Annotated in this window: 21 protein-coding genes and 1 tRNA gene; 13 read left to right on the plus strand and 9 right to left on the minus strand. The window is 59.8% G+C overall.

The window, feature by feature from the left end; genetic code table 11:
- Window positions 1-18: 18 nt before the first annotated feature.
- Window positions 19-1,164, minus strand: a complete 1,146-nt coding sequence (gene rlmN / locus SE16_RS13400) for a 23S rRNA (adenine(2503)-C(2))-methyltransferase RlmN (protein ID WP_054492090.1) — start codon at window positions 1,162-1,164, stop codon at window positions 19-21.
- Window positions 1,165-1,431: 267 nt separating this feature from the next.
- On the opposite strand from rlmN, the gene SE16_RS13405 reads away from it, so the two are divergent.
- The 5 genes from SE16_RS13405 to SE16_RS13425 all read left to right on the plus strand — a co-directional run bounded on the left by SE16_RS13405 (window position 1,432) and on the right by SE16_RS13425 (window position 7,097).
- Window positions 1,432-2,571: a glycosyltransferase family 4 protein gene (locus SE16_RS13405; protein ID WP_054492091.1), complete on the plus strand. Its 1,140-nt coding sequence runs from the start codon at window positions 1,432-1,434 to the stop codon at window positions 2,569-2,571.
- Window positions 2,572-2,577: 6 nt separating this feature from the next.
- Entirely contained in the window at window positions 2,578-3,819 is a 1,242-nt protein-coding gene (locus SE16_RS13410) for a glycosyltransferase (protein ID WP_054492092.1), read from the plus strand.
- Window positions 3,816-4,976 carry a glycosyltransferase family 9 protein gene (locus SE16_RS13415; RefSeq protein WP_054492093.1) on the plus strand — a complete coding sequence of 387 codons (1,161 nt, stop codon included), beginning with the start codon at window positions 3,816-3,818 and terminating at the stop codon, window positions 4,974-4,976. Before SE16_RS13410 ends, SE16_RS13415 begins: the two co-directional genes overlap by 4 nt.
- A 59-nt stretch (window positions 4,977-5,035) precedes the next feature.
- On the plus strand, window positions 5,036-6,550 hold the full coding sequence (locus SE16_RS13420) for a gluconokinase (RefSeq protein ID WP_060687725.1): 1,515 nt from the start codon (window positions 5,036-5,038) through the stop codon (window positions 6,548-6,550).
- A gap of 61 nt (window positions 6,551-6,611) precedes the next feature.
- Window positions 6,612-7,097, plus strand: a complete 486-nt coding sequence (locus tag SE16_RS13425) for a MarR family winged helix-turn-helix transcriptional regulator (RefSeq protein ID WP_054494431.1) — start codon at window positions 6,612-6,614, stop codon at window positions 7,095-7,097.
- A gap of 47 nt (window positions 7,098-7,144) precedes the next feature.
- On the opposite strand, the gene pth is transcribed toward SE16_RS13425, so the two are convergent.
- Window positions 7,145-7,714: an aminoacyl-tRNA hydrolase gene (gene pth, locus SE16_RS13430; RefSeq protein ID WP_054494430.1), complete on the minus strand. Its 570-nt coding sequence runs from the start codon at window positions 7,712-7,714 to the stop codon at window positions 7,145-7,147.
- Window positions 7,714-8,463, minus strand: a complete 750-nt coding sequence (locus SE16_RS13435) for a hypothetical protein (protein WP_060687727.1) — start codon at window positions 8,461-8,463, stop codon at window positions 7,714-7,716. Before SE16_RS13435 ends, pth begins: the two co-directional genes overlap by 1 nt.
- A gap of 228 nt (window positions 8,464-8,691) precedes the next feature.
- Between SE16_RS13435 and SE16_RS13440 the strand changes: the two genes are divergently transcribed.
- The 3 genes from SE16_RS13440 to SE16_RS13450 are packed head-to-tail and all read left to right on the plus strand — an operon-like array spanning window position 8,692 to window position 11,275.
- Entirely contained in the window at window positions 8,692-9,975 is a 1,284-nt protein-coding gene (locus tag SE16_RS13440) for a hypothetical protein (protein ID WP_152918246.1), read from the plus strand.
- On the plus strand, window positions 9,972-10,634 hold the full coding sequence (locus tag SE16_RS13445) for an NUDIX hydrolase (protein ID WP_054494427.1): 663 nt from the start codon (window positions 9,972-9,974) through the stop codon (window positions 10,632-10,634). The genes SE16_RS13440 and SE16_RS13445 overlap by 4 nt, the downstream gene beginning before the upstream one ends.
- A gap of 14 nt (window positions 10,635-10,648) precedes the next feature.
- Window positions 10,649-11,275 (plus strand): hypothetical protein, encoded by a 627-nt coding sequence (locus SE16_RS13450; protein WP_054494426.1) that lies wholly within the window; start codon window positions 10,649-10,651, stop codon window positions 11,273-11,275.
- A 27-nt stretch (window positions 11,276-11,302) separates the two neighbouring features.
- Here the strand turns inward: SE16_RS13450 and SE16_RS13455 are convergent, their stop codons facing one another.
- Window positions 11,303-12,853: a M1 family metallopeptidase gene (locus tag SE16_RS13455; RefSeq protein WP_054494425.1), complete on the minus strand. Its 1,551-nt coding sequence runs from the start codon at window positions 12,851-12,853 to the stop codon at window positions 11,303-11,305.
- Between the two features lie 71 nt (window positions 12,854-12,924).
- Window positions 12,925-12,996, minus strand: a tRNA-Arg gene (locus SE16_RS13460).
- A 146-nt stretch (window positions 12,997-13,142) separates the two neighbouring features.
- Here SE16_RS13460 and SE16_RS13465 point away from each other — a divergent pair.
- The 4 genes from SE16_RS13465 (at window position 13,143) to SE16_RS13480 (ending at window position 16,140) form a co-directional block, all read left to right on the plus strand.
- Entirely contained in the window at window positions 13,143-13,799 is a 657-nt protein-coding gene (locus SE16_RS13465; RefSeq protein ID WP_054494424.1) for an RNA polymerase sigma factor, read from the plus strand.
- A 72-nt stretch (window positions 13,800-13,871) separates the two neighbouring features.
- The gene (locus SE16_RS13470) at window positions 13,872-14,399 is read left to right on the plus strand and encodes an anti-sigma factor family protein (protein WP_054494423.1); all 528 of its coding nucleotides are present in this window, start codon (window positions 13,872-13,874) and stop codon (window positions 14,397-14,399) included.
- Between the two features lie 17 nt (window positions 14,400-14,416).
- The gene (locus SE16_RS13475; protein ID WP_054494422.1) at window positions 14,417-15,640 is read left to right on the plus strand and encodes a bactofilin family protein; all 1,224 of its coding nucleotides are present in this window, start codon (window positions 14,417-14,419) and stop codon (window positions 15,638-15,640) included.
- A gap of 200 nt (window positions 15,641-15,840) precedes the next feature.
- Window positions 15,841-16,140 carry a type II toxin-antitoxin system Phd/YefM family antitoxin gene (locus SE16_RS13480; RefSeq protein WP_054494421.1) on the plus strand — a complete coding sequence of 100 codons (300 nt, stop codon included), beginning with the start codon at window positions 15,841-15,843 and terminating at the stop codon, window positions 16,138-16,140.
- Window positions 16,141-16,208: 68 nt separating this feature from the next.
- Here SE16_RS13480 and SE16_RS13485 read toward each other — a convergent pair whose 3' ends face one another.
- Window positions 16,209-18,353 (minus strand): Tex family protein, encoded by a 2,145-nt coding sequence (locus tag SE16_RS13485; protein ID WP_054494420.1) that lies wholly within the window; start codon window positions 18,351-18,353, stop codon window positions 16,209-16,211.
- A 250-nt stretch (window positions 18,354-18,603) separates the two neighbouring features.
- On the opposite strand from SE16_RS13485, the gene SE16_RS13490 reads away from it, so the two are divergent.
- Window positions 18,604-19,809, plus strand: a complete 1,206-nt coding sequence (locus tag SE16_RS13490) for a response regulator (protein WP_054494419.1) — start codon at window positions 18,604-18,606, stop codon at window positions 19,807-19,809.
- A 71-nt stretch (window positions 19,810-19,880) separates the two neighbouring features.
- On the opposite strand, the gene SE16_RS13495 is transcribed toward SE16_RS13490, so the two are convergent.
- From SE16_RS13495 to SE16_RS13505, 3 genes are all read right to left on the minus strand, one after another.
- The gene (locus SE16_RS13495) at window positions 19,881-20,288 is read right to left on the minus strand and encodes a DUF4332 domain-containing protein (protein ID WP_054494418.1); all 408 of its coding nucleotides are present in this window, start codon (window positions 20,286-20,288) and stop codon (window positions 19,881-19,883) included.
- Window positions 20,289-20,291: 3 nt separating this feature from the next.
- Entirely contained in the window at window positions 20,292-20,534 is a 243-nt protein-coding gene (locus tag SE16_RS13500) for a hypothetical protein (protein WP_054494417.1), read from the minus strand.
- Between the two features lie 131 nt (window positions 20,535-20,665).
- Entirely contained in the window at window positions 20,666-22,372 is a 1,707-nt protein-coding gene (locus tag SE16_RS13505; protein ID WP_054494416.1) for an Rqc2 family fibronectin-binding protein, read from the minus strand.
- Window positions 22,373-22,376 lie beyond the last annotated feature (4 nt).

The following is a 22,376-nucleotide window of genomic DNA, read 5'->3' on the forward strand; positions in this document are numbered from 1 at the left end:
CTTTCGGTCTCGTCCGCCTCATGTATGCCGTCGGGCGGCGGCGCGCGCCGCTTCGGCATGGGTGGGATAGGCGTCAAGCGGTACGATACTGCGACCGCGACGTTCCACCTGGGCATAGAGTTGCCCACACCCGGCGGCAATATCAATGCCACGCCGCACCCGCACGGTCACGGGGACGTTATACGACGCTTGAAGCACGTCTGCAAATGCACGAACCCGCTCACGCGGGGAGCCTTGCCACGGCGAACCCGGTACCGCATTGAGCGGAATGAGGTTGACATGCGCCAGCATACCTTTCAGCAAACGCCCCAATTCGTGCGCCAGCGCCACATCGTCATTGATGCCGTCAATCATGGCATACTCGAACGTTACACGGCGGTTGGTTTTGCGAATGTACTCGCGCACGGCTTCCATAAGTTCGGCGATGGGATATTGCGCGTTGATGGGGAGCAACGCCGCGCGCAAATCATCACGGGGCGCATGCAACGAAATCGCCAGGTTGACCTGGAGCGGTTCTTCCGCCAGGCGGCGAATGGCGGGCACCAGCCCAACGGTGCTCAGGGTCATGCGACGCGCCCCAAACGCCATGCCTTCGCGATGATTGAGGATGCGAATGGCTTTCAGCGTCTCACGATAGTTGCTCAGCGGTTCGCCCATGCCCATGAAGACGATATTCGTCAACGCATGACCCTCAGTGGGGCGTTCCCCCGCGTCGCGCAAAACGCGCTCGATATGCACAATTTGCGCCACAATCTCGCCGGCGGCAAGGTTGCGTATCAACCCCATCTGCCCCGTGGCGCAAAACGCGCACGCATACGCGCATCCTACCTGCACGGAGATGCAGGCGGTGTTGCGCGTATCATATTCCATCAAAACCGCCTCAATATGTTCGCCATCGGGTAAACGCAACAACCACTTGCGCGTATGCCCATCTGTGGATTGCAACTGCGTGACCGGCGTCAAAATGTCGAAGTCAAACGTCTCCGCCAGTCGGCGGCGCAACGCCTTGGGGAGATTGGTCATGGCGTCTGCATCACGCGCCAAATGGCGATAGAGCCACTGCCATATCTGGCGAGCACGATACGCCGGCTCACCCCATTCAGCCAATACGTCGCGCCATTCTTCAAGTGTGAGAGTGTACGGGTTACGCAAAATGGTCTCCATGCTCCCTACTCATACAAAAAGCGCACCACTCAACGATGCGCTTGTGATACGTTCATTGTAGCACGGGCGACGGGCTTGGGTCAATTTGGCACAGGCGCCTGCCATTTGCATCACCCAAACAGTCCCCCTCTTGCTCACCCAAACGGACCATGCCTTTGAGCATGCGCATTAGACAAACACTCTGCTCTCGATATAATCTGCTCTTGTGAATGCACTCGCACTTCAACAAACTGGAAACTTTTTCGCCAAGAGGACAGCGTAGCACGCATGCGAATTGGAATTGATGCACGCATCCTGGCCTATCGGCGTGCGGGGATTGGGCAATACACCCTACGCCTCGTCGAACATCTTGCCAGGATTGACCGCAACAACGAGTACATCCTCTTGCAAAGTCGCAAGGACCCTTCCATCTACGTCTCTCAGCCGAATTTCAAACGCGCAACACTCTGGACACCCAGCCACCACCGTTTGGAACCATGGGCGCTTTCCCTTGAAACTGCGCGGCTGGGACTCGATTTGCTTCATTCACCGGATTTTATTCCGCCGTTTTGGCGTACCTACAAGTCGGTCATCACCATTCACGATTTGGGCTTCCTCATCTTTCCCCACTTTGTTCAGGAAGACGCCGCCCGCCACTATGGCAAAATTGACCGTGCGGCACGCCACGCCGACCATATCATCGCCGTCTCGCACAGCACCAAGCAAGACATCATGAAGTTGCTGGGGGTCCCGTCCGACCGTATCACGGTGATTCACGAAGCCGCCAACCCCATCTACCGCCCGATTCAGGACCGCGAGCAACTGGACGCCGTTCGCCGCAAGTACAATTTGCCCGAAACCTTTGTGCTCTTCGTCAGCACCATTGAACCACGCAAGAACCTGCCCACGCTCTTGAAAGCCCTGCACCGCCTGAAAAACGAGTATCGTACCGAACTGGTGCTGGCGGTTGCCGGCGAAAAAGGCTGGCTCTATGAAGACGTGTTCCAACTGGTGCATCGTCTCAAATTGGGCAAACAAGTGCGCTTTCTTGGGCGCGTCCCGCTGGAAGACCTGCCACTGCTCTACAATGCGGCGACCGTTCATGTGCACCCCAGTTATTACGAAGGCTTTGGGCTCACGCCGCTGGAAGCCATGGCATGCGGCACGCCCACCATCGTGAGCAACGTCTCCAGCCTGCCCGAAGTGGTGGGCGACGCCGGGTTGCGTGTGAACCCCGAAGATGATGAGGAACTTGCCGTTGCGATCTGGCGCGTGCTGAACGATTCCGCCCTGCGCGATATGTTGCGTGAAAAAGGCTTGAAACGCGCCCGCATGTTCTCATGGGAAAAAGCCGCCCGCGAGCATCTGCGTGTGTACATGCAGGTACTCGGCAAACCCTTGCCCGACACGCTTTCCACTGAGGAGTAGGCGTCTATGCGTCTGCTCTTCATGACGCCGCAACTGCCGTATCCCCCGCATCAAGGCGCAAGCCTGCGGAATTGGGCGTTCATCCGTGAATTGGCGCGCCGCCACGAAGTCCATCTGTTCACACTGCTTGCACCGGGGCAATCCATCGCCGACCACGCCACGCAAACCGTGCGCGACCATGTGGCGTCGCTGACGGCGTTGCCCCAGCCCACCCGCTCAACCGCACGGCGGCTCTGGCAACTGCTGGCATCCCCGCGCCCCGACCTGGCGCTACGGCTCTGGCATCCGCAGATTGCTTCCGCTTTGGCGCAGACGTTGAGCGAAGGCGCGTTCGACATCGTGCAAGTGGAAGGGCTGGAACTCATGGCGCTCTGTGAACCCTGGTTGGGGCAAGCCCGTGGTCCCCGCTGGGTGTACGACGCCCACAACGCCGAAGCCGACCTACAAGCCAGCGCCTGGCACGCCGACCGGCGCAATCCTCGCCGCTGGCACGCCGCCGCCTACTCGTTCATTCAGTGGCACAAATTGCGCCGCTACGAAGCCACCATGTTGCCCCGCTTCGACGGGCTTACCTGTGTGAGCAACGCCGACGCCGAGAGCCTCGCCGCGTTGAGTGGACGCCAGCCCCTCGTCGTTCCCAATGGTGTGGACACTGCGCGCTTTGCGCCGGGGCGCGTGGCGCCTCACGCCAGACTGCGCGACCACCCCGCCGTGGTGTTCACCGGCAAAATGGATTTTCGCCCGAACGTGGACGCTGTGCTCTGGTTCGCCCATGAGATTTGGCCACGCATTCGCGCGGCTGTTCCGCAAGCCCGTTTCTGGATTGTGGGGCAACGCCCCACGGCGGCGGTACAGGCGCTGGGCGAGATAGAGGGCATCCACGTCACGGGGGCTGTGCCCGATATTGAGCCGTACCTTGAAGGGGCGTCCGTCGTCATCGCGCCTTTGCGCATGGGGAGCGGCACACGGCTGAAGGTGTTGCAGGCGCTCAGCATGGCGCGCCCCATGGTGAGCACCACGCTCGGCTGCGCCGGGCTGGGTGTGCGGCACAATGAGCACCTTGCCATCGCCGATACCCCCGAGACCTTTGCGGCGCACACGATAGACCTGCTCACCAATCCCAACGCCGCCCGTGCCATGGCCGCCCGTGGGCGTGAATATGTGCGCGCGCATTACGATTGGCGCGTGCTGGTGCCCCGTTTGGAAACGCTCTACGAAACACTGCTCGAACACGCCCGCGCACCATGATACCCCTGCGCCCCCCCAACCTGCGCGCCACTGCGCGCCTGCTCCTGTTGCACGCCGCTGCACGTCTGGCGGCTCGCCGCCCCACACCACCACCGCCCGACACGCCGCGCCGACTCGTGCTCATCCGTCCCGACCATCTGGGCGACATTCTGTTCCTGACACCCGTTTTGCCGCTGTTGCGCGAAGCGTTGCCGCACACGCACATCACCGCGCTGGTGGGGCGTTGGGCGGCTCCACTGCTCACCGGTCATCCCGCGCTTGACGCTGTGGAAACGCTCGATTTTCCCTGGTTCGACCGCCAACCACGGCGCTCATTGTGGGACCCCTACGCGCGCCTCTTTCGCGCGGCACAGACGCTCGCCGGGCGCTTCGACACCGCCGTCATTCTGCGTTTCGACCATTGGTGGGGCGGCTGGTTGGCGGCACAAGCGGGTATCCCGCGCCGCATCGGCTACGCCACACCGGCGCTCGCACCGTTTCTGACCGACGCCGTTCCCTACACCGAGGGGCTTCACGAAGTGGTGCAGAACGCCCGCCTGCTGAACCGGTTTGGCGTTCCCGCCACGCTTTCGCCGCACATAGCCCCACTCTTCTTCCCGCTCGACGACGCCGCCCGTGCACGGGCGCGCACCCTTCCAACACCCCCCGGCAGTGGTCCACTGGTCGCCATTCACCCAGGCAGTGGCGCGCCCGTCAAGCGCTGGCGTCCGGAAAAATGGGGGGCGCTCGCCACCATGCTCCACACCCGCTACGGGGCGCGGTTCGTGCTGACGGGGGGACCCGCCGAGCGCGACCTTGCCGCGGCTGTAGCCGCACACACAGACGCCCCGCTCGTCAACCTTGCCGGGCAAACCGACCTGCCCACACTGGCGGCGCTCTTTGAACGCTGCGCCCTCGTGATTGGACCAGACAGCGGTCCATTGCACATTGCGGTTGCCGTGGGAACGCCCACCGTGCATCTCTACGGTCCCGTCAGCCCCGCCACCTTTGGTCCCTGGGGACCACCTGAGCGGCATCGCGTCGTCACACGCGCCCTCGCCTGCCAGTACTGCCACCGTCTCGATTGGCCTGAAGAGGTGCTTGCTGACCATCCCTGCGTCCACGGTATCTCCGTTGAAGCGGTGTTGGCGGCGGCGGAAACGTTATTGCGGGGCTAACAGCACGCCCCGCTTTTGCGTTATGTCAACAAAATCGACAAATGGGTGAGAAGCAGAGCATGGCAGAATCATTTTCCAGCACCATTTCCACCACAGCCGCCGAAGCCCCCTTCATCCTGAGCCTGGACATCGGCACATCTTCCGTGCGCGCCCTGCTCTTCGACCGCCACGCACGCCACATCGAAGGCACACTCGTGCGCGCCACCTACCCTCTTCGCACCGCCACAGACGGCACCGCCGAAACCGACGCCGACGCCGTTTTGAACGCTCTATGCCACTGCCTCGACACGCTCACCGCCCAACACGCCCACCTGCTAAAACATGTCGCCGCGGTCGGCGCATGCACACTTGCCGCCACCATCGTCGGGCTGGATGAGCACCAACGCCCCCTCACACCTCTCTTCATCTACGCCGACACACGCCCCGCTGCGGACGTTGAAACCCTGCGCCAGACCCTTCCGGAGCAAGAAACGTTCCAGCGCACCGGCTGCCCCTTCCACACCGCCTACTTTCCCGCGCGCTTGCTCTGGTTGCGCCGAACAGCCCCCCATCTCGCGGCACGGGTGCGCACCTGGGCGACGATTGACGCGTACCTGATGGCGCGTTTTTTTGGCGAACTGCGCGTTTCACTTTCCAACGCGTCATGGCTGGGGATACTCAACCGCCACACGCTCACATGGGACACCCCGCTCCTCGCCGCGCTCGACCTCGCGCCACATGCCTTGCCCACGCTGACTGACGCCGACAACCCGCTCCACGGCTTGCGCGAGCCGTGGGCGCAACGCTGGCCGCACCTGCGCAGTGTGCCCTGGCTGCCTCCCATAGGCGACGGCGCAGCGGCGAATATCGGCAGTGGTTGTACCTCGCCCGCCCATGTTGCGCTTACCGTAGGCACATCCTCCGCCCTGCGTTTCATGACCACCACCCCGCCCGAAACCCTGCCCTGGGGGCTCTGGTGCTACCGCGTCACGCGCCGCCATGCGCTGATTGGCGGGGCATTGAGCGAAGGCGGCAATATCCTTGATTGGGCGCGCCGCACGTTCGCCCTGAACAGCGCCGATGTGCAAAGCATCCTCGAAACCCGTCCCGCCGATGGCCACGGGCTCACCATCCTGCCGTTTTGGGCGGGGGAACGCAGCCCCGGCTGGCGCGCCGACGCCCGCGCCACCATCCACGGGCTAACCCTTGCCCACACCCCCGCCGACATCGTGCAAGCCATTCTCGAAGCCATCGCCTACCGCTGGGCGGCCATCTTCGACCGCTGCGCCCCCTTCCTTGCGCACAACGCCAGCGTGATTGGCAGCGGTGGCGCGCTTCAGCATCTGCCTGCATGGGCGGCAATAGCGGCAGACGTTCTCGAACGCCCCGTTGGGCTTCCACACCCCATCGAAACCTCGGCGCGCGGCGTCGCCCTGCTTGCGCTCGATACGCTGGGCGCGCTCACACTCGACGCAGCGCCTCCTCTCCCCCTCGCAAGGCGCTATCATCCGCGCCCAGAGCAGAGCGAACGCTACCGCCAAGCCCGCCAACGTCAATATCGGCTGGATGAGCAATTGCACGCCAGGGTTGTTTGACAGACCTTCGCCTTGCTTCTACATTTAGGCAGACAAACTATTTCACAGGGGGGAATCAACCGTGAACGAGTTAGAATTAGCCGCGAAGGTCATTGAAGTGGTGCCCTACCTTTCACGCAGCCTGAACGCCGCCGCACGTGAAGAGTTGGGCAACACGTTGACTTTACAGCAACTCCGTGTGCTGGCGTTTCTGCGCCGCCATCCAGGGTCGTCGTTGGGCGACCTTGCCCGCTGGCGTGATGTTTCCATGCCCACGATGAGCAAGATGATTCAAAGTTTGGTCGCCAGTGGGTATGTCAACCGCGAAACCAACGCCCAAAATCGGCGCACCCTCGTTCTGACGCTCACGCCCAAAGGTGAAGAAGTCTACCTCGCCATTTTGACGCGGCTCCAAAAGCGGCTTGCCGCCATGCTGGCTGATATTCCCCCCGAAACACGCGAACGCATCGCCGATAGCCTTGAAGTGCTAGCCGACGCCGTCGCCGATGTCGGCGAAGTGCGCCAACATTTGCCGCTCATGACGCGTCATGCCCCCTCGCAGGAATGAAAAAAGCGCCCCGCACATGGGGCGCTTTTCCATGTCGCACAGGCGCTTCAGGTGTTGAAGCGGTTCATGGCGGCTTGCAACCCTTCGCGCAGCCATGTTTCGATGGCGTCCGCCGCCCGTTCGCGCACTTCTTCCATGATGGTTTCTTCGTCAGGCGAAAAGTTTTGCAAGACATACGCCGCCGCATCCATGCGGCCGGGTGGGCGTCCAATCCCCACACGCAACCGCGGGAACACTTCCGTCCCCAAATGGTGGATGATGGACTGCATGCCGCGCTGCCCACCTGAGCCCCCTTTGGGGCGCAAACGCAAAGCCCCCTGCGGCAAATCCATGTCGTCGTACACCACCAACACCTGCTCAATCGGGATGTTGAAATAGCGCACCAACGCCCCTACGGCTTCGCCGCTGTTGTTCATGTAGGTGAGCGGCTTCGCCAGAATGACACGCCGCCCATCAATGCGCCCTTCGGCCACCAAAGCGCGGTGCATGGTGCGTGAAAATGAAAGCCCATGCCGCGCCGCCAGCCGGTCAAGCACCTGAAACCCAACGTTATGCCGATTGCGTGCATACTGCGGGCCGGGGTTCCCCAACCCAACAATCAGATACGGCGCCGCCATCAGAGCATTTGCCTCAACACGCGGCGAATCAGGAGCAGCGCGCCGACGAAGAGGAAAATGGTCAACGTCAATCCCGCCCCAAAGAGGCACGCCGAGCGAATTGCCGCAAGGCTAAACGCCGAGGTGACTTCGTCAATGTCCACGGGGGCGTTGGGCAAGGGCGCCGACGTGGGCGCAACCGCCACGGCTTCACGGGTGGCTTGCGGTGTGGCTGTGGGCGGTGCCTGAATGGTTGGCTGGCTGATGATGGGCGTTTGCGGGACAGGCGTCAACGTGGCCACCACGCCCGCCGGCACAGTCAACGTTGGTGGCGGTGTGGGCGTGCCTTCGGGGGTGGGTGTCGGCTCAGGGCCGCTGTTCTGCACGCTCACCGGTCGCACGATGATTTCCTCGTAGTTGCCATCGCGCCGCACCACGCGCAGACGCAAACTGTAAGTGCCGTCGGGCACCGTCGCCGTGTTCCACACCGCCAACTGCCCATTCACCACCGGCTGCTCACTCACCAGCAAAACCGACCAGGCTTCGTTGGGTGGATTGAGCCCCGGCGCGAAATGGACTTCGTACTTCCAAAAATCGGGATGGGTGGCGGTGCCTTGAATGCTCACCGTGCCGCGCAAAACAGCGTTGGGGCGCGGCGATGTCACTTCGATATTGGCTTGCAAGTTGGGTGCGGCGGTTGTGACACGGGTTGAAACGGCAAACACCGCCACCACCAACAGGCTCAAAAGCAAAAGTAGTCGCTTGTTCATAAGCGTCATCCTCATTCAACAGGTTGCCATCTCATGCACTCGTGTTCATCAAACGCGGTACGGCTCGTGTTTGGTGCACCGAGTATCAGGCAAAAGCGGGCGCAAGTGTAGCATGGGAGCGTAGAGCAAGCAAGGTTTTCAATCTTCATCGCATTCAACCATGTTCGCAAATCCCAATCTCGTGCTATACTTCGCGCTGGCAATTCAAGCAAGAGGTGGCTGTGTGCAATGAGAATTCACAAGAGACCGTGGCATGTCTTCGTTGTCAGTCTATTGGCGATTTGGATGTCGGTGTGGGGCACGGCATGCGCCTTCACGCGCCCGGTGTTGTACGATGTGACCGTCGCCCCTGCTGAAATCACGCCCAACGCCGATGGCGACAACGATGTGACCGTCATCACGTATCATATCGGCAAAACCGCGCTGGTGACGATTACGTTTGAGCGCACAGACGGCGAGAGCGCCGGGGAACGTTATGTCTGGCGTGAAAACGCCCTGCGCTCGCCGGGGCGCTACGAAGGGTGGTTTTCGGGCGTCGTCAACGACCGCATGATTCCCAACGGCACGTACCGCGTCATCATCGAAGCCACACCCGTTGACCGCGACGGGCGCCCGACCGGCGATACGGTGCGCGCCGAAGCATCGCTCGTCATTCGCGACGCCGACACGCAAATGCCCGAAATTCTCAATCTCGATGTGTCGCCGCGCGTTTTCACTCCCAACCGCGACGGGATTGATGACCGCGTGACCATTTCGTACTGGCTTGCCAAAGATGTGGACCGCCTCGAAGTCTATCTGCTTGGGCCGGACGGCGAGACCTATCCAGTTCCTGAGGACAAAATTCACGAACCCAAAGCGGCGGGTCCACACATTCACGATTATGACGGCGGGGTTGATTTGGGGGCTGAACCACCGCCAGACGGCGAGTATACCGTTGTTGTGGAAGCGCAAGACCGCGTGGGCAACCGCGTTGTGGCGACGGATACGCTGCGCATCGAGCAAGGCGGGGTGCCGCGTGTCGCCATCACACGCCACGATGTCATTTTCAACACCGACGCGGTGGTATTGGGCGAAACGATTTTCTTCACCACCACCGTCACCAATATCGGCAACGTCCCCGTGCGCACCCATGGTCCCGAACCAGGCACTATTTACACCACGCGCGAAAACTACAACAACAAAAACGAACCCATCAGCGATGGCTCCTTCCGCCTGGGGCTTGATTTTGAAGGCAATCTCACGCACAACGGGCGCGCCTACCCGTTCCGCTGGCAACTTGGGCGCGATGATGAACTCTACATTGACCCCATCACCGGCGAAAAATACCTCATGCCAGGGCAAACGGTCACGGTGTGGGGCGGGCTCACCATTCTGGACCTGCCGCCACGCGAAGAACCGGCGTTCTGGATTGGGCTTATTCATGAAAATGTAGAAGTCGTCGAGAACCGTATTGGCAACACGTACATTCGTATCAGCGCCCCCATCACCGAGACAGAGAGCCAAACACCATGACACCAACACTCGATTGGCAACTGATCGAACAACTGCAAGAGCGCCTGCGCCACCCACTGCCCGGTTTGCAAGCGCATCTGACCATGGCGCCCTCATCACGGGCGACACCTGAAAGCCTGCTGGTACAGGGGAAGCCCTGCCGTGAAGCAGCGGTGTTAGTGCTTCTTTTTCCTGTGGACGGTGCGCCGCATACACTGCTCACCGTGCGGCGCGCCCACCTCTCGCATCATGCGGGGCAAGTTTCATTTCCGGGTGGTCGGTGTGAAGAAGGCGAAACCTTTGCGCAAACTGCGCTGCGCGAAGCCCATGAGGAAATCGGCTTATCCGCCGAGAGCGTCAACCTGATTGGCACGCTCTCGCCGATTTACGTGCCACCTTCCAATTTTTGCGTTTATCCACAAGTGGCGCTCGCCGACACACCACCGCGCGTGCTCTCGGAAAGCGACGAAGTGCAATGTGTGCTGTTTGTGCCGCTGGCGCACTTTCTCACGCCTCGCCACATTGGCATCGAGCGCTGGAACTTGCGCGACGCGCCTGTGCATGTGCCGGTTTACTACGTTGAACCGTACAAAGTGTGGGGCGCAACCGCCATGATTTTGGCGGAACTCTTGACCATTCTCCGCGAACTCAGTTTGAAAACCAACCCAACGAATACGTAAGGAGCACGTCAGGCATGTTATTGGGGGCAGTATTCGGCCGTTTTTTACGCGACCTGTGGGATGAAGCCTTTTTGATTTTGCTGATGGGGATTGTCGGCGGTCTGCTTGGGATGACGGTGGTGCTCATTCCGCTGGTGCTCATGGCGCACGCCACACTGGCATGGCGCATCGTCAACGGTTATGCCGTCTCGTGGCGCGATTGGGTGAAGGGCGCACGCCAACACTGGATTTTTGGCTACACATGGGCGTTTATCGTGCTCGCCGTCACCATGGTGTTGCTCGTCAACTGGCAATTTTACGCCATCCGCGACGCCGCGTGGGCGCGCCTCATGCAAGGCATCATCGTTGGGGCGTTTTTCGTGGCGCTCGCCGTGCTCCCCATGGCGCCGCTCTTCTACGTCATCAACCAAACGCACCGCCTGGCGTGGCGCAATAGCGTGCTGTTGGGCATTCGCGCAATGGGGTCTATGCTTCTGCTTTGGCTGTTCGTGGGGCTCGTCTCACTGGTGGTGTATCTGTTCGTGCCCCCCTTCATCGCCATTGCCCCGCTGCTCTTCTTCCTCGCAGGCGGGCACATGATTCGCGCCGTGCTCGACGCGCAAGAAAACGCCTCGGCAACCGACACCACCCGGACGCCATAAGCACGCCCCGGTGGTGTCGGTCTCGCTCTATTGACGCACGCCCCATTCGCGGTAGAACGCATCCAGCGAACACGCGCACGCTTCTTCAAACGCATTCAACAATGCGTCGGGCGGCGCCAGGCGATATTGCCACTCGCGATAGTAGGTTTGCAACGCGGCGAAAAAGTGTTCATCGCCCAAACGCTCCCGCAACGCCTGGAAAAAGAGCGCCCCTTTGAGATAGACCACGACGCCATACGCTTCACCGCGCCCCTCAAACGCCGCCAAGGGCTGGGCAATCGGTTCCGCCCCTCGCGCTTCAAACTCTTCTACACGCTGTCGGTAAACGTCAAGCAGTTGCGTGTAAAAAGACGGGTCATGCACCTCGAAGTAGAGGAAGGATGAAAACGTGGTCAGCGCTTCATCTTGCCAGGGCGCCGCCAGCACATCGCTCCCCACCACAGCGTACCACCACTGATGAGCAACCTCGTGCGCCAGCGCCACCGGCAAAAAGCGCCGCCCGCCTTCCGTTTCGTACAGGTTCTGTGCGGCAATCGCCAAGCCCGGATATTCAACACCCGCCGCGGCTTGCATGGGCATTGCCGCGGCATCCAATTCGGCGTAGGGATAGGCGCCAAAACGCTCATCGAACAAGCGCAACGCGTCCACCGCCACACGCAACGCGCTTTCAGCCAGTTGCGTATCATCGGTGAAGCCCCAATGGTGAACGCGCACGCCATCTACCACTTGCTCGTGGTGCCGATACGCCGGCGACGCCAAAATCGTAAAATCGCGCGCAGGGCCACTCACCAGCACCTTCTTTGTTGGGGTTTCATCCAAAGCCACGCCTGTGCTCACAATCTGCCACTCCGGCGGGTGCTCAACCTGAACACGGTAGAGCGACGTCAGGCTGACAACGGCGTCCCCTTCGGCGTAAACCGGGCGCACATCCCACGCGCCATTGCGCCAGGCGGCAAGCATGGGATACCAGTTTGCAAGGGCGGCTATTGGTTCGCGGCGGCTCAGGTGGAAAATGCCGTAAATGTCGTCGGCGGGAAAATCAACAGGAAGCGTGCCGCGAAACGTCACATGCAACGTGTGCAGGGAGTCGGGCGCCAGCGGGGTATCAAGGGGAATACGCCACGCTGTTCCATCGTCCAATATCGCTTCTCCTGAACGGTTCACGCCATCCACCGCAACCGAGAGCAATTCCAGCGCGCCGCCGTAAATCACATCAGCGTTGGGATAGAGCCGCAACACAATATCCGCGAGCGGTGCGCCACTCCCGTTGAGAAACGTGATGACGCCTTTGCCCTCATAAGTCCCCTCTTCAATCGAGCGCAAATCCAGCCAGAGGTCATAGCAGGCTTGCAAAGGCAACTGCTCCCACGCAAGCGCCACACCTTCACGCATGGCGTGCTGCTGCTCGTCCACAGGACAGGCTGCCAGCAGCCCTGTCTGAGCGTGGGAGGTAGGTGTCGGCGTGGGTGTGTTGGTGGCAGTTGGCGTCGCTGTGGGTGTCGGCGTGGGTGGTGTTTGGCGGCAGGCTACGCTCAACCAGAGCAGCAGAAGCAGAGATGTAGCCACTGTTTTGCGCATGAGCATACTCCATGTGAGGTTTACGGGTTGGGGCGAACAAAAAAAGCCACCCAGCACGGTGGCTTCAACAGTACCCCCGGCAGGACTCGAACCTGCGCACCCGGCTCCGGAGGCCGGTGCTCTATCCACTGAGCTACGGGGGCGTATCCGCTGCTTAGTATATTCAAAAGCAGGGCTTGTTCAAATTTTCAGCCGTAGAGATTTGTCTTTCACGGCATTCGCGCGCAACCTACACATGCAGCGTTGCGTATGGCAAGCATGCAAACACAAGAGGAAAACAGGTGGGGCAATGTCCACACGTGAAACCATTGAGCAGGAACTGGCGTGGGTACAAGCCGCGTTGAATGGAGACGAAGCCGCATTTACGGCGCTCGTCGAAGCCTACGCGACGCCAGTGTACAACCTCTGCTATCGGATGCTGGGCGATGCGGCGGAAGCCGAAGACGCCGCTCAGGAAACGTTTGTTCGCCTCTACCGCCGACTGCACACATACGACCAAAGCCGCAAATTTTCTTCATGGGTGCTGGCTATTGCCTCGCACCACTGCATTGACCGCCTGCGCCGTCGGCGCTTGAAACAGGTTTCGATTGAGGAACTTCCACCCTGGCAACCACTGGTCTCGCGCCGGGCGCGCCCGGAAGAGGTTGTTGCCGAGCGCGACCGCGACGAACGCCTGCAAGCGCTGTTGATGGAGTTGCCGGAGGATTATCGGCTCCCGCTGGTGTTGCACTACTGGTACGGCTACTCCTACGAAGAAATTTGCGAGATAACCGGTTTGAGCCTGAGCGCGTTGAAAAGCCGCTTGCATCGCGCCCGCCATCGCCTGGCGAAACTGATGCGCGAAAAAAGCCCAGACCTGCTCCCGCCGCATGCTCGTACAAACGGCAAAGACCGCTCATCACAGCCGGTCAATTCGACGAAACGACAAAATGAAACGTATTCCTAAGATGATTGCGTTGGGGGAACGATGATGAGTGAGTTTACAACCAACACCATATCTTGTGATGAGGTGCAAATCATGATGTCGCACGCACTCGACCATGAATTGGGGGATGAACAATGGCAATTGTTGCGCGCGCACATTCGCGCTTGCCAGGAATGCATGGAGACGTGGCAGGCGTTGCGCCACCTGGATACGGTGCTGCGCGCGGCTCCGATAGCCACACCACCGCCCGGCTTTGCACAACGCGCCGCTGCGCATGCGTTCAACGCACAGCGACGCCGTGAACGCTTGTGGCTGTTGCTTGCCTTGATGGGCGGCACATTTGCGCTGGGCAGTTTCTTGTTGGCGATGGTTTTGCTCTCGTCGGGGACATGGCTGGGGCTGCTCACCATGCCCGATGTCTTTGTCGAAAGTGGACGCACGTTGATGGAAGGTGCGCAATTGCTGGGTGAAGGAATTCTCACCTTCCTCGTCCAGCTCAACCAAGTGATGTTTGACCAGTTCTTGTGGCTTACAACCAGCCTGAGCATTCTGGCATGTTTGACTTGGCTCATGCTTCTACGCATTGTGCAACGCACTTCCCCTGTTCTGGTCGAGGCGTAAAAGAAAGGAGGCTTGCAATGAAGCGCACATTTTGGATGTTGCTCGGGCTTTTGGCGATTGTCGCCACTCTAGCCGCCACCCCAGTCTGGGCGGATACGTGCGACCGCACAGAGGATGTTGCCCTGTTGGGGCAAAACATGACGATTGAAAGCGGTGAGACCTTCTGCGGCGATATCGCCATTATGGGCGGGTCGCTTGTCGTGGAACAAGACGCCAAAGTGCGCGGCGATATTGCCATTGCCGGCGGGTCGGCAACAGTGGATGGGACTGTAGACGGCGATATCGCCGTCTTTGGCGGGCAAGTGACGTTGGGCGAAACGGCGCTTGTCACGGGTGATGTCGCACTGGCAGGCGGCACGCTCAATCGTGAAGCCGGCGCACGGGTCGAAGGGCGGGTTGCCGAAGCAGGCGATTTCCCCGATTTGGGCTTCAACTTCACGCCCGGCACGTTCAACTTCCTGGAAGGTGGGGCTGTTCGGGCGCGTGGTCCCATGGAGATGGTGCTTGCCGCGATGTGGTGGGGTTTTCGCACCGTCATGAAGATTTTCATCCTGGGTGCCCTGGCGTTCTTGCTAGCGTTGCTTGCCCCCAACGCCCTGCGCAACGCCACACGCACCGCCGAACAAAGCCCGATTGAAAGTTTTGCAGTCGGCTGTCTGGGCATCCTCGCCATGGTTCTGCTCATCATTTTGTCAGCCATCACCATTATCGGCATCCCCGTGGCGCTCGTGCTGGTTGTGATTCTTGTCGCCGGCTTGCTCTACGGCCTCATCGTGACTGGAACCTTGCTCGGCGAGCGCTTGCTGAAAGGGTTGAACGTGACGGCTGTGCGCCTCACGACGGCGGCGGTTGTCGGGGTCGTGCTTATCGAGATTTTGCGCGCCCTGACAGACGTTGTGCCGCTCATGGGCGGGTTGCTCAGTTTCACCGTCTCGGTGCTCGTCATCAGCCTGGGGGCAGGCGCAGTGGTTTTGAGCCGCGGGGGGCAACAGGTGTATGGCGGCAAAGGCATCTCGGCTTTTTTGCCGGGCGATAGCGGCAACACGCCACCACCGCCAGCGACGCCGACGCCGACACCGCCAGCGCCACCAGCGCCACCAGCACCAACCGGTCCCGACCCTCTGGATGAACTCTTCGCAGACCTGGAAACAGAGGCAACAGACGAAGAGGCGGAAGAAGACAAACCGACTGACGACGAAGCGACAGACGACGATACCCCAACCTCACCTTCCGCTTCGTAAAGCGGTTCCCCTCTTATGGAAAGGCGGCCACATGGCCGCCTTTTTTGCTGGGCGCAAGTTTTCAATTTTTTGACGGGTAGAACAAAAATTGTACCAAAAAATGAGCAAAATTTTGCTTGACATTGTTCAAAGGCGCATGATACAATTTTGACACACGACCGACATGAAGGTTGCGCAGGCTCTGGACGAAAGGATGGGCAATGGCAACACGTATTGATTTAGTCGAAGATGTGCTTCCCATTTCAGAGTTGCGGCTGCGTGCCGCAGAAGTCATCAAAAAAATTCGCGAAACGCAACGCCCCCTCGTGATTACCCAGTACGGACGGGCGGTTGCCGTTTTGCTGGATGTGAACCAGTTTCAGACGCTGCAAGATACGCTGACCGAGATGGAAAACCAAATCGAAGCCCTGCATGCTCGCCTGGCTGAGCTGCAAAACGAGGCGAACGACGAAACAGATGATGAAGCCGCGGCAACCGACGTTGAAGCGGCTGCTTCCTGAGAAGTGGGAACAGATGAAAAAAGTGGCGACACATGTCGCCACTTTTTTGTTGCCCGACCGGCGCGTGTTCACAGCCGCATGCTCAACGCAATGCGCCCCCGCTCTTTATCCACGCTGAGCACGCGCACTTTCACCACATCGCCCACACGCACCACCTCATGGGGGTCGCGCACAAAACGGTCGGCCATTTCGGAAATGTGCACCAACCCATCCTGCTTGACGCCGATATCCACAAAAGCGCCAAACGCCACCACGTTGCGCACCGTGCCTTGCAACACCATGCCTTCGCGCAAATCGTCCATGCTCAGCACATCGCGGCGCAGAATAGGCGGCGGCAAATCGTCGCGCGGGTCGCGCCCTGGTTTGGCGAGCGCATCCAGAATGTCATGCAACGTCGGCTCGCCAACACCCAGTTGCGCAGCCAATTCAGGCACACGCGCTTTCAAATCAGCCAGCGGCAAGCGGCGCAATGTCTCGGATGTGATGCGTGTTTCACCAAAGGCGGCGAGCAATTGTTCCACCACCGCATAACTTTCGGGGTGAATGGCGGTGTTGTCGAGCGGATTGTCGCCGTCGGGAATGCGCAAGAAACCGGCGGCTTGCTCGAAGGCTTTGGGGCCCAGCCCTTTCACATCCAGCAACGCCTGGCGCGTGCGGAATGGTCCATGCGCATCGCGATGGGCGACGATGTTCGCCGCGGTGCGCTTCGTCAAACCGGCTACCCGTTCCAGCAGGGCGGGCGAGGCGGTATTCACATTCACGCCCACACTGTTGACGACAGATTCCACCACAGCGTCGAGCGCCTCGGCCAGCGCTTTCTGGTCCACATCATGCTGGTACAAGCCGACGCCAATGCTTTTGGGGTCAATCTTCACCAATTCGGCCAGGGGGTCTTGCAGGCGGCGTGCAATCGAGACCGCGCCGCGCAGGGAAACGTCCAGGTCGGGGAGTTCCTGGCGCGCCAATGGTGAAGCCGAATACACACTTGCGCCCGCTTCATTGACAATGGCATACGCCGTTTCGCCGCCCAGTTCCCCTAGCAGTTCGGCAACCAACGCTTCTGTTTCGCGGCTTGCTGTGCCGTTGCCAATCGCGATCGCACGCACCTGATACGTCTCAATCCACTGACGCAGCATCGCCTTGGCTTCTTCCCACTGCTTTTGCGGCTCATGCGGGTAGATCGTCCCCGTGGCCAGCACTTTGCCCGTCGGGTCACATACGGCGACTTTGCACCCAGTGCGGTAGCCTGGGTCTATGCCGAGGACCGTAGCGCCTTTGAGCGGCGGCTGTAAGAGCAGGTTGCGCAAATTTTCTTTGAACGTTGCGATTGCCACCGTGTCGGCGCTTTCGGTTAGCAAACGCCGCACTTCCCGTTCGACCGAGGGGGCAATCAGGCGGTAGAACCCATCTTCAACCGCCGCCTGAAATTCCGCCGCAAAAGGTGACGCCGCCCGTATGCCACTGAGCGCCGCAATCTCTTCCACCAGGCGGTCTGTATCCAACTCAAACGCCACACGCAAGACGCCCTCTTTTTCCCCTCGGTTGATGGCCAGCACCTGATAGGCTTGTAGCTCACGCACGGGGGCGCGAAAATCGTAGTAGAGCGCGTATTTGCGCTGGGGGTCAGCGGTTTCGTCGGCGCATTCGACGCGCAAGACGGCTTCTTTCTGCAAGCGTTCACGCACCAATTGGCGCACCGCCGCTGTTTCAGCCACCACTTCGGCGACGATATCGCGCGCCCCCGCCAAAGCGGCTTCAACGTCGGGCACTTCCTCGGAAAGGTACGCCATGGCGACTGTCTCCGGGTCGCCCGTGTCAGGTTGCGCCAAAATCACGTCGGCGAGCGGCTCCAAACCACGCTCGCGGGCGATAGTGGCGCGTGTGCGGCGTTTCGGCTTATACGGCAAATAGAGGTCTTCAACTTCCTGGAGCGTTTCGGCAGCTTCAATTGCGGCTCGCAAGTCTTCGGTCAACTTCCCCTGCTCGGCGATCGAAGCCAGCACAGTCTGTTTGCGGGCTTCGAGATTGCGCAGATAGTCAAGGCGCGCGGCAACAGCACGCAACTGCTCTTCATCGAGCAAGCCGGTCATCTCTTTTCGATAGCGCGCAATGAACGGAATGGTATTGCCTTCATCCAGCAAACGCACAGCGCCGGCAACCTGGGTTTCTCGTAAGCCGAGGTCGGTAGCGATACGTTGAATCAGCGTCTCCATACCCCTCAATTCCCATCTTGATTGGTTGGTGCAGAGTCAGCGCGCGGATTATACGCAGGCACACTATTTGCCCAAACGCATTTCCCCGAAAATGGAACATGGTTTCGTTTATTGGAGCAGAGAGCCCCATTCCACGTTTTTTATTTTGTTATATAAATTGTAAGATTTTACATTTAAAATGAGAGCATCCTATTCAAGCGAGCCCACTAGCCTGTAATCGCGCCAAATTGCAAAGACAGGAGTTGTTGTCATGACAGCTGAGCGAACAGTCCCCCTCATCCTTATTGTTGAAGACGACCCAGCGTCAGCGAAGTTGATTCGCTGGACATTGGTGCAAGAAGGCTACAACGTCATCATGAGCGAAAGTGGGCCTGACGCCCACGAAAAAGCGATCCAGTACGAACCCGACCTGGTCATCATTGACGTCATGCTGAAAGGCATTGATGGGCTTACATTGACACGCCAAATCCGGTCTACGCCCTCGATTATGCGCGTGCCTATCCTCATCGTCAGCGCCAAAGCGGACATCAGCGATAAAGTGGCCGGTTTTGAAGCCGGCGCAGACGATTACCTCGCCAAACCTTTCAGCCCCGAGGAACTGTTATTGCGTGTCAAGGCGCTGCTTGCCCGCGTGTATGGCACACGCATGGTCGAGCCGGACAAGCAACCTGAGAAAGAAGGGCGTGTTATCTGCTTCTTTGGTCCCAAGGGCGGCGTAGGCAAAACCACTTTGCTGGTCAACCTTGCCATCGCCCTACGCGAGCAATCGGGGCAAAGTGTTGTGGTGATGGACGCTGATTTCTACTTCGGGACCGTTGGGGTGCATTTGAACATTCCACCGACTGTTTCGATTATTGACATCATCCAAAGCCCCACCTTCACCCCTGAAACGATTGAATCAGCACTGATTACGCACAAGCAAAGTGGTGTGCGCGTGTTGCTCAATCCCTTTTTCCCCGAACAAGCCGAATTGGTACGTCCCGACCATGTGCAAGCCATCATCACGTATCTGACAACGGCGTATGATTACGTGCTGATTGATTGCCAATCGAGCTATGATGAACGCACACTAGTTGCGCTTGAAAACGCCCACGATATCATGCTTGTCATCACCCCCGAAGTTGGCACCATCAAAAACGCAAGCCGCTTCCTGGAACTTGTGGACAAGCTGGAAATGCCGCTTGAAAGCGTTCATCTGTTGCTCAATCGCGCCGACTCCAACGTGGGGGTCCAACCCCGAGAAATCGAGCGCTCGCTAGGGAAACCCATCGCCTTCCAGTTTGGGAGCGGCGGGCGGCCAGTGGCGTTGTCAGTCAATCGGGGGGTGCCGATTGTGTTGGACCGCCCCAAGCATCCATTTGCGCAACAAATTCGCCGCATGGCTGAAAAAATCATCACCCAAACGGTTGAACAAGCCACCGAGGGCGGGGGGCTGCGCCGTCTGTTGTGGCGGTAAGCCTATGCAGCAGGCATGCGAAAAACAAAGAGCGGCTCGTGTGAGCCGCTCTTTTGCTTGCCCCGTGGTGTTCAGTATTCCAGAACAGGCGCAAGCGACTTGGCTTGTTCAACCCACTTCTGCACCATATTGAGCGAGGGCACACGCCCGGCAAGACGCATTTCGGCGTTGAGTTTGACAATCGCCTCATGCAAGTTTTCGGGATTGCGGCGGGCGAGTTCTTTCACCGTATCCACGCCAGCGGCTTCCAGCAAATCGGAATAGACGCCCCCAATGCCACGCACACGCGCCAAATCGGCACGATTGGCCAATTCCAACACGATACTCGGGTCAACCCCCAGTTTCGCCGCCAAATCACGCCGTGCGGCCGGCGTTTTGACATGTTCCAACAAGTCGTCGCTGTTCTTGATGCCCAGCGCTTTCAGTTTCGTTTCGAGTTGCGGGTTCATGCCACGCAATTCACGCAGAGTGACGCCCATACCTTACTCCTTCGTCGTCTCTTCGTTACCGCCAAACAGGTTGCCCAGCCCCTTCATGAGAGACTGTGCATCACCCATATCAAAACCGCCACTTCCGCCGCCGCTGCCCAACAAAGCCTGCACCTGCCCGCGGAACGGTTCAGGCACACGCTCTTCCAGGTATTCCCAGACAACAGCGACAACTTTTTCAGCCACATCTTCGCTGAGGCCCGTTCGTTCGGCAATGAGTTTGCTCAATTCGTCCATGCAATACGCCTCCTTTCATACACATTCAGGTACACCTTTACCATACGCAATGAATATTACAGAAAAAATTACGAAACGGCGCGGTATGATGCCCGCGCCGTTTTTTTCAGCACACACGCACACCTTTCCACCTACATGTCCACCACCTCATCCGGCGGACGCGGCGCCGCCCAGACGGTTTGCTCGTTGCGATAGGTGACCAACCCCGGATGAGCCCCCGGCACACGGCGCACATAGCGCCGCTCGGTGTAATCCACCAATACCTCACTGCCCCCCTTGCGCGCCGGCGAATACCAGGCCGCCAGGCTTGCCACTCGTTCAATCACATCCTGCGGTACGGGACGCCCCGCATTTTTGAGAATGACATGCGCGCCAGGCATACCACGCACGTGAAACCACAAATCATCCCCTGAGGCACGCTTGAACGTCACTTCATCGTTCTGCCGCGCGTTGCGCCCCACATAGACGGGAAACCCGCCCACTTCAAAGCGCAGTGGTCGCCCGACCGGCGCACCTTTGCGCCGCCTGGAAGTTGTTTCAAAACCCGCTTCAATCAGCGCATCACGCACGGCGTCAATTTCCATGCGGTCTTCGGCCAATTCCAGGTCGGCCAAGAGTTGCTGCAAAAACGCCCGCTCGGTTTCAAATTGCGCAATGCGTTTTGGCACTTCTTCCGCCGCACGGCGCAGTTTTTCGTAGCGCTCAAAGTAGGCTTGCGCATTTTCAACCGGCGTTTTGGTGGGGTCGAGTGTGATGGTGCGCGGCTGGCCTTCGTAATCGGGCAGGGTTGCCTCGCGTGCGCCGCGCGGCACTTGCCACTGGTACGCCAGCAGCAGTTCGCCCGCTTCGCGCAGGCGGGTTATCTCTTCTTCGGGGACGATTTGCTCGCGCAATTGGTCAAGCGAGCGTTCCACACGCGCCAATGCGTCCTCAATGCGTGCGCGCACCTGCTGACGCGCGGCGGCGTAGGGGTCGGTATCCAGGCGGGCGCTGAAATAGCGCCACATGGCGGTGCTGATATCGTCCACCGGTTCACGGCGGGGCTGATGCCGCAGTTCGTAGGGGGCAAACGCCACCACCGTTCCCTCTTCATCCAATGCAACATGCGGCGCCCACGCCCCTGTTTCAGGCAAGCGGTACAACGCAGCCAGGGCGTCGAGAAGCGCCGCGGGTTCAACGTCATGCGGGGTTGCGTCGGCGGAACCGGTTGCGCGATAGACCGCTTCGCGTGCGGCTGTGGGGCTGACGCCCAAGAGCCAGCGCGGCAAGAGGCGCGCCACTTCTTCATCAGCGGGGGCGTTGGCGAGCAAGCGCGCCAAGGTATCCGGTGTGAGGTCGAGCGGCGCGATTTTGTCAGCGGGCGGGGGCGGCGGGACGTAGGGTTTGCCGGGCAATGTGACGCGGTAGCGGTTCATGTCAGGCCCAATGCGTTTGAGGGCGTCCAGCACGCGCCCGTCATGTACCAGCACAAGATTGCTGTACCGCCCCATGATTTCAGCAATCAGAACGCACGCCCCGGCCTCACCTTCAAAATGCAATTCCAGCACGCGCTCCCATTCGGGTTGGCGCACGTCAACCAGCCGCGCGCCACGCACCCACTTGCGCAACAACAAGAGCAGCGGGGTCTCCGTATCCAGCCCACGCCGCAATTTTTGCGGCACAAACAACATGCGGGCGTACTGTGGATGCGCCGAAAGCAAGAGATACGCGCGTCGCCCAGCGTACAATTCGAGTTCGATGCTCCATTCATCAGGGAACACCACTTGTTGCACACGCGCCCCTAAAAACGTATCGAGGTCGTCGCGCAAACAGGCGAGTGTGAGATAATCAACATGCATGGTC

Origin of the sequence: Ardenticatena maritima (assembly GCF_001306175.1) — a bacterium.
Taxonomy (GTDB): domain Bacteria; phylum Chloroflexota; class Anaerolineae; order Ardenticatenales; family Ardenticatenaceae; genus Ardenticatena; species Ardenticatena maritima.